General features: G+C 37.4%; 5 protein-coding genes and 2 tRNA genes. 5 read left to right on the forward strand and 2 right to left on the reverse strand.

All coding sequences use genetic code 11. From position 1 onward, the window contains the following. Positions 1-772: 772 nt before the first annotated feature. Complete coding sequence (locus tag OZD70_RS02280; RefSeq protein WP_275020601.1) at positions 773-1663, reverse strand: hypothetical protein; 891 nt, start codon at positions 1661-1663, stop codon at positions 773-775. A 126-nt stretch (positions 1664-1789) separates the two neighbouring features. Between OZD70_RS02280 and glpX the strand changes: the two genes are divergently transcribed. Continuing rightward, positions 1790-2707: a class II fructose-bisphosphatase gene (gene glpX / locus OZD70_RS02285; protein ID WP_275020603.1), complete on the forward strand. Its 918-nt coding sequence runs from the start codon at positions 1790-1792 to the stop codon at positions 2705-2707. Between the two features lie 188 nt (positions 2708-2895). Here glpX and OZD70_RS02290 read toward each other — a convergent pair whose 3' ends face one another. Then, a complete protein-coding gene (locus OZD70_RS02290; protein WP_310732639.1) occupies positions 2896-3303 on the reverse strand; it encodes a hypothetical protein in 408 nt (135 codons plus the stop codon). A gap of 279 nt (positions 3304-3582) precedes the next feature. Here OZD70_RS02290 and carA point away from each other — a divergent pair, with 279 nt between their 5' ends. From carA to tuf, 4 genes are all read left to right on the forward strand, one after another. Beyond that, entirely contained in the window at positions 3583-4674 is a 1092-nt protein-coding gene (gene carA / locus OZD70_RS02295; protein ID WP_275020602.1) for a glutamine-hydrolyzing carbamoyl-phosphate synthase small subunit, read from the forward strand. Positions 4675-4788: 114 nt separating this feature from the next. Next, a tRNA-Tyr gene (locus OZD70_RS02300) sits at positions 4789-4871 on the forward strand. 4 nt (positions 4872-4875) lie between these two features. Further along, a tRNA-Gly gene (locus tag OZD70_RS02305) sits at positions 4876-4946 on the forward strand. A 78-nt stretch (positions 4947-5024) separates the two neighbouring features. Beyond that, positions 5025-6195, forward strand: a 1171-nt coding sequence (gene tuf, locus OZD70_RS02310) for an elongation factor Tu (protein WP_182183220.1), incomplete at its 3' end; no start/stop codon positions are given.

Here is a 6195-nt window from a genome sequence, read left to right on the forward strand (position 1 = left end):
TAAGGAAAAATATCTGCGATTGTGTGTAAAATTTCTCTCTAAATTTTTTCGCATGAAATTATCTAAAGAGTGAAGAAAAAACGCTGTTGTTTCTGTAAAAAAGTTTAAAATGTGTCCTTTTTAGAGGATGCATGCAGAAACGAAAAAACTTGCTTGACAAACTCCGCCAGCCCCCTTATCATAAAACTGAAGGTATTCAGTTATCTTCATCTGTGCAGATTAAACAGCAAGAAAACAACGTAGTTGGTGTCTTGTTTTTAATTTTTTGCACTATGTGCACCTTATGTCTTCACAACATTTCTGGGTTTTTACCTATATAAGCTGAAACGCGCTTATAAGTCGTTTAGACAGTATAGTACGCCAATTTGCAGGATTAGAGAGTGACAATCAGCTAACACGGGGTTTCTTTTGCCTTTTTTTCTGCTTAGTAAATTTCTTAAATATTAAAGCTAAGGTTAGTTGCATTTAAAAGCAGCTAAATTGCAGTGTTTAAGACTTAAAAAACGCCAATACTGAAAATAGATGTTAACCGGGGCTTTTTTTGCCTTTTTTTTTGTTTGGTAAATTTCTTAATGTTTGTAGTTAAACGACAACCGTCATCCTGCAGCGGGATCTCTTGTTAGCGGATGAGATACCGCGAATGAATCGCGGTATGACGGTTCGTGGTGGCATGACGGTTAAGTAGGGTGTCATCCCAGTGCGTGACACTGGGATGACAAAAAAGGGGCTACTCGGATGACAGGAGAAGGAGGTTACTTGCATGACACCCTTCCTAGTGGAGATTCTTCTCAAATCGCAATGTTTGTTCAGTTTTTGAACTTACGCATCCAATTTCATTTTCTTTTATTTCTCTATAACTTGGCCATGTAGAATTTTTTATATGTAATCCAGTACCTATTGCAACCAAAGCAGCTATAACACCACAAACCACCGCACCAGCTACATATGGAACCATTACAGCAGCAGCAATGAATAATCCTGTAATAACAACTCCAACAATATCTTTTGTCAATGAGGTGTAAAAATCCTTTTTGCTTTCTTTATATTTAGTACTAACTGGAGGCGCTGTTGCTACAGGTCTACTACCAATGCTCCCATTACTGCTGCAAGGTTTTGCTCCATTTTCTTCTACATTAGGTGTTTCTGGTGTAATAAAGTTTAAGAGCACCTGAATAATTTCTTCAACTTGTGTAGTTTGTTCTTTATCCATGGCCACCTTTAAAGCCTTTTGCACCTTTTCATCATTTACATGACCTAACAATAATTTAACTCCCTGGACATACTTTTGAGTAACAGCACAGAGCAAAGCATCAAATTTTTCTTCTTCATTAAACTTACCACTATCTAGGAATATTCTTACAACATCAGCTTGCTTAGTCGTGATAGCTTCGCTCAATCCAGCTTTTACATATTTGAGTTGACCAGTATTGCCTTTAGTTTTCAAATTTGTGAGTAATTTAATAATTTGTAGAAATATAGCACGATCATTGGTATTATCTGTAATATTAGGTCCCTCTGAATTAACAATATGCCCAAGTAAAGTATAATGATATTTATTTGCTCTTTTTATATTTATCCTATTTTCTTTGAGCTTTTCACCAAACTCCTCAGCAGTTATATCAGGATTTTGAGTTACAATTTCCTTTATCTCTTCATAAGTCATATTAAATTTTACCACTATTACTATCTAATTTATTACAGCAACTTTCCCACAACCAGTCAAGACATATTGCAGTCTAAAGTGGCATGATATATATTGGATTCTTTATTTATGATTCTCGAGCAAATGATGGAAGATTTAGCTTATAAATTAGTTAAAGTGACTGAAGCTGCAGCACTTGCTGCATATAAACTAGCAGGCTTCGGTGATGAAAAAAAGGCCGATCAGGTTGCAGTTGATGCAATGCGTACAGTATTAAGTTCAATGGAAATAAATGGTACTATCGTAATTGGCGAGGGGGAGAGAGACGAAGCTCCTATGCTGTATATTGGGGAAAAGGTTGGTACAGGAAATGGTCCTGAAATTGACATCGCTGTTGACCCACTTGAGGGCACTACGATTTGTGCTCATTACAAATCAGGGGCAATGTCCGTTCTTGCTGCAACGAAAAAAGGTAGTTTTTTACATGCACCTGATGTTTATATGGAGAAGATAGCAGTGGGAAAAAATCTCCCAGAGGGTGTAGTCTCACTAAAAAATAGCATTGAGAAGAATCTAGACAATTTAGCCAAGGCAAAAGGATGTAAAGTAAATGATCTCGTGGTAACTGTACTTAAACGTGAAAGGCATGATGAATTAACGTTGAAAATCAGGAAGTTAGGAGCAAAAGTTAAATTAATAGATGATGGTGATGTTGCGGCCGTAGTTTCACTAGCAAATGGCAATCATGATATGTATATTGGTATAGGAGGAGCACCAGAGGGAGTGCTTGCGGCTGCAGCGCTAAGCTCAATCGGCGGCCAGATGGAGGGAAGATTAGTACTTGACACGGATCAGTTAAGAGAAAGAGCAAAAAGTTTGAATATTGATGACCCAGAAAAAGTCTACACCGTAAAAGATATGGCAAAAGGTGAATCAGTGTTTATTGCAACTGGAGTAACAAACGGAGAACTTGTGGATGGAGTTAAATTGAATCATAATACCTATTCAACTAATTCTTTAATAATTCTGCCTAATAGGCTGATAAAGCTGCAAGTTATAAGTTAGGTTAATTATTTTTCAATATATTATGTAAGAGTTAAAGGGAGTGTTAAAATGTTAGATTCATTTTCTCAAGAGAAACTAATTGTATAAGAAGTTCCTCAAGACGGACATAAAAAAAGGCTGAACCCTTTTCAAAACCTTCTATCTATTGTGTCTTAAACCACTCTGCTGAACGGAGACAGTTTAGGCTGTTATGCCTGGCGGCTTTGTTGGAATAAGTTTTCAACACTGCTAACAATAAAGTCAGTGATACCGTCAGCTACCTTATCGAATTTATTGTTTATATCTTTTCCTATTTCTTCGTTTTTAACATATTCGTGTAGAGCTAAAGAAGTTATAGCTGCACATGCTGCAATCAAGCCAGTTTGTGCTATCATAAGTAGTGATAGCCCACCTACAAATATGGACACTAATCCAATAGCTAGATTCATAATTTTACTTTGTGTTGTTTGTTGTGCTACTTGATTTTGACCTGCTTCCTTCTTTTCAAGAACGTTTGATGTTGTTTTTAAGGCAACTTTTATCGCTATTGCTGCAACTGAAACCATAATTAGCCCTATAGCTATTTTTGCTAAAGGAAGAATCGACGGCAGCATCATTGCAAATAACAGCGAGCCAGCTACTATAGTTAACCACTTCTCATTTATTTTTTTAGGTTGATTTGTGTTAGTGTTTATTGTTACCCTCCACTTTGCTTATGATTTACCTATATCTAATATAAAATACAGAGATAGTCAACGTATTTTATGAAAGGGCGCGTTAAAAGTTTTTTTATGTTGTTCTTCGCCGCCTCGTGGTTAAATTTGGAATCTTAGAAAGAGTTACGTATTATTTAAAATTCTTGTATACTGTTTTGAATCAGTTAAGTAGATAATGAAGTGCAGGACGTAGTTTTAATTTTACAAGATGGTAAATGCTTTTGGGGAAAATCAGTGGGTAAAAAAGGCAAGTGCATAGGTGAGGTCTGTTTTACCACTGGTATGACCGGTTATCAGCATACTATAACTGATCCTTCTTTTGCCGATCAAATTATAACGTTCACTTTTCCTCATATTGGTAACATTGGAATAAACCATAAAGATAATGAGGGAGAGAAAATTTTTGCAAGTGGTGTGGTTATGTGTGAACTTTCTTCTATGTCCCACCCTTCTTCATATATCAGTTTAAATGATTGGTTAGAGAAAAATAACGTGATTGGGATATCAGGAGTTGATACTAGAGCTTTAACGAGACATTTGAGAGAACATGGATCTCAAAATGGAATGATATGCTCATCGAGTAAGGCGCATGCGTTGGACAAATTGAAGGAATACAAATCTGTAAATGGGATAGAAACAACCAATAAAGTCAGCTTGCATAGTAATTTTAAAAGTGACCTTAATGCAAAATATAGGGTTGTAATCGTTGATTTTGGCGTAAAAATCAGTATAGTTTCACGCTTAATAGAACTTGGTTGTACAGTTGAATTAATCAGACCAAGCACAGGTTTTGCTCAAAAGGTGTTGAGTGCGAATCCAGATGGTATAGTGCTTTCAAATGGTCCTGGTGATCCGCAAGAAATAGGAGAAAGTATAGTTTCAGAAATAGACATTATTATAAAATCTAAAATCCCAATTTTTGGCATATGCATGGGTCATCAATTACTTGCGATTACTTTGGGAGCAAAGACCATCAAGATGGATATTGGTCACCGAGGGAGTAACCATCCAGTTTATGATGTAATTAGTGGAAAAGTTGAGATCACTAGCCAAAATCATGGTTTTGTTGTTGATTCAGCTTCTCTTCCAAGTAATGTTGAAATTACTCACATTTCTCTGTTTGATAATAGTGTAGAGGGAATAATGATGAAGGATTACTCAGTCTTTTCTGTGCAATATCATCCAGAAGAAGCGCCAGGTACGCATGATTCGCATTATTTGTTTAGACGTTTTATTGACAATATTGTGTTGTATAAAATGGAATCTGCATGATTTTAATTAAGGTAGGTTTTATTGCTTGATTTTTTAATTTTAGGCGTTTAGTATTAAATACAATAAAAGCTTGAGTTAAGGTACTAAAATAGCGTTCTCTTAACAAATTTTTGCGGAGGAGTGACCGAGTGGTTAAAGGTAACAGACTGTAAATCTGTCCGCGTGAGCGTACGTAGGTTCGAATCCTACCTCCTCCATTGTGCGGGTATAGCTCAATGGTAGAGCTCTAGCCTTCCAAGCTAGTGACGTGGGTTCGATTCTCACTATCCGCTCTTTTTTTTGTTGTATTTTTATAAAATCAACATATTATTTATTGATGTATTTGTATTTTAGGTAGAAAAGTTTAAATTATGACAGCAGTAGTGGAAGCATTTGGAAAGCCGCATGTAAATGTGGGAACAATAGGCCATGTGGATCATGGGAAGACAACGTTAACAGCGGCAATAACAAAGCATTATGGAAATTTTGTAGCGTACGATCAGATAGATAAAGCGCCAGAAGAAAGGAAGAGGGGGATAACGATAGCAACAGCGCATGTTGAGTATCAGACGGAAAAAAGGCATTATGCACACGTTGATTGTCCTGGACATGCTGACTATGTAAAGAACATGATAGTAGGTGCAGCACAGATGGATGCGGCAATATTGGTAGTGTCGGGGGTTGATGGGCCAATGCCACAAACGAGAGAGCATATATTGCTAGCGAAGCAGGTAGGTGTTGGATATATCGTGGTGTATATAAATAAAGCTGATGTTGCTGATGCTGATATGATAGATTTGGTAGAAATGGAAGTGAGGGAATTGCTGAATAAATACGGATTTCCAGGGAATGAAGTGCCTGTGGTAGTGGGGTCTGCATTGAAAGCGCTGGAGGATGACAGCAGCGAATATGGAAAGAAATCAATAGATAAATTGATGGGAAAGTTAGATGAATATGTGGCGGTCCCACCAAGGCCTGTGGATTTACCATTTCTATTGCCAATCGAGGATGTATTTTCGATATCGGGGCGAGGAACGGTGGTAACAGGAAGGATAGAGAAGGGGGAGATAAAGACGGGAGAAGAGATAGAGATAATAGGTCTGAAAGCGACGCAAAAGACGATATGCACAGGTGTAGAAATGTTTAAGAAGTTGCTGGATAAGGGGAGTGCAGGACTCAATGTAGGAATATTGCTCAGAGGAACAAAAAGAGAAGAAGTGGAGAGAGGGCAAGTATTAGCAAAACCGGGGACGATAACGCCGCATAGAAAGTTTAGGGCGGAGGTTTATATATTAAAGAAAGAAGAAGGAGGAAGGCATACACCATTTTTTGCAAATTACCAGCCACAGTTTTATTTAAGAACAACGGATGTAACTGGGAGCATAAAATTGCTAGATGGGAAGGAGATGGTAATGCCAGGAGATAATGTGAGTGTAGAAGTAGAATTGCAAGTACCGATAGCAATGGATAAGGGATTGCGTTTTGCGATAAGAGAAGGCGGTAGAACTGTTGGTTCTGGTGTTGTTTCTGAGATTTTGGAGT

This window comes from Wolbachia endosymbiont of Drosophila tsacasi, assembly GCF_028982115.1.
Classification (GTDB): Bacteria; Pseudomonadota; Alphaproteobacteria; order Rickettsiales; family Anaplasmataceae; genus Wolbachia; species Wolbachia pipientis_B.